This is a genomic window from Streptomyces phytophilus, from assembly GCF_013870535.1.
GTDB lineage: Bacteria > Actinomycetota > Actinomycetes > Streptomycetales > Streptomycetaceae > Streptomyces > Streptomyces phytophilus.
Genome location: NZ_JACBXC010001546.1, coordinates 1 through 1,242, shown reverse-complemented (window position 1 = coordinate 1,242; position 1,242 = coordinate 1). Strand labels below are relative to the sequence as shown.

Annotated in this window: 2 protein-coding genes; one reads left to right on the top strand and one right to left on the bottom strand. The window is 75.0% G+C overall.

Annotated features, from left to right (window positions below):
• Positions 1-39 precede the first annotated feature (39 nt).
• Entirely contained in the window at positions 40-255 is a 216-nt protein-coding gene (locus H5J30_RS34110) for a Trm112 family protein (RefSeq protein WP_018840816.1), read from the top strand.
• Between the two features lie 39 nt (positions 256-294).
• Here the strand turns inward: H5J30_RS34110 and H5J30_RS34105 are convergent.
• Positions 295-1,242, bottom strand: a 948-nt coding sequence (locus H5J30_RS34105; RefSeq protein ID WP_181791690.1) for a murein hydrolase activator EnvC family protein, incomplete at its 5' end; no start/stop codon positions are given.

The following is a 1,242-nucleotide window of genomic DNA, read 5'->3' as shown; positions in this document are numbered from 1 at the left end:
CGCCCCCGTACCGACCGCCCACCGTGGAGGACCCGTCCCGTGAACCCCGACGACCCGCTGCTGAGGATCCTCGTCTGCCCGCTCGACAAGGGCCCGCTGACGCTGCTGGACTCCGGCGACGCGCTGTACAACCCGCGGCTGCGGCGCCGCTACCCGGTGCGCGACGGCATCCCGCAGCTGCTGCCGGCCTCCGGCGAGGCGGTCTCCGACGAGGAGCACGAGCGGATCACCGGCGGCCTCCAGCCCCAGCCGTAGGCCCGGTTCCCGCCGCGGGTCCCGCTCCCGCCGCGGGCTCTACTCCGCGGGCGCGCCGCGCAGGCGGACGCCCTTGTCCCGCAGCCACGGCTCCGGGTCGATCCCGGAGCCGAACTGCGGCGTCACCCGCACCTCGAAGTGCAGGTGCGGCCCGGTGGAGTTGCCGGTGGTGCCGGCCAGGCCCAGCGGCTGGCCGGGGAAGACCCGCTCGCCGGGTTTCGCGCGGACCTCGGAGAGGTGGGCGTAGAAGGTGTAGTACCCGTCGTCGTGCCGGACGGTGACGGAGTTGCCGAAGGCGTCGTCGCAGCCGATCCCGTACACCGCGCCGTAGCCGACGCTGCCCACGGGCTTGCCCTCGTCGACGGCGAAGTCCAGGCCCGTGTGGCGGGAGGACCACATGCCGCCGGCCTGGTCGAAGCGCGAGGAGAGGGTGTAACGGGCCACCGGCGCCGTCCATTTGCGGCCCGCCAGCGCCTTGCCGTCCGTGCTCAGCGTCACGGCCCGGGAGCGCTCGGCGCGCGGGCAGCCGGAGCTGCGCGAGCGGGCGGTCTGCGCGCTCTGGAGCTTCTCCAGCCGCCCCTGGGCGCGGGCCAGCTTGCTCTCGATGAGCCGCTTCACCCGTGCCTGCGTACGCAGTTCGGCGCGCAGGTCGGCGAGGGCGACGGCCTGGCGCTCCCGTTCGTCCGCGAGCCGCCGCTCGGCCCGCTCGGCGCGGTGGTAGAGGCCGGCGGCGGCCTGTTCGCCCTTGTCGAGCAGGAAGACCTTGTCGAGCAGGTCCTCGGGGGTGCGGGAGAAGAGCAGCTGCGCGGTGGGGCCGAGACCGCCGGACTGGTACTCGCGGGCGGCGAGCTGCCCGATCCGGCCGCGCAGCACGACGAGCCTGCGGTGCTTGGCGCGTACGGCCCGCTGGAGCTTGGCGATCTTCACCCGCTGCGCGGCGGACGCCCGCCGGGCGGCCTCGTAGCGCTCGGTGGCCTCGGACTCTTC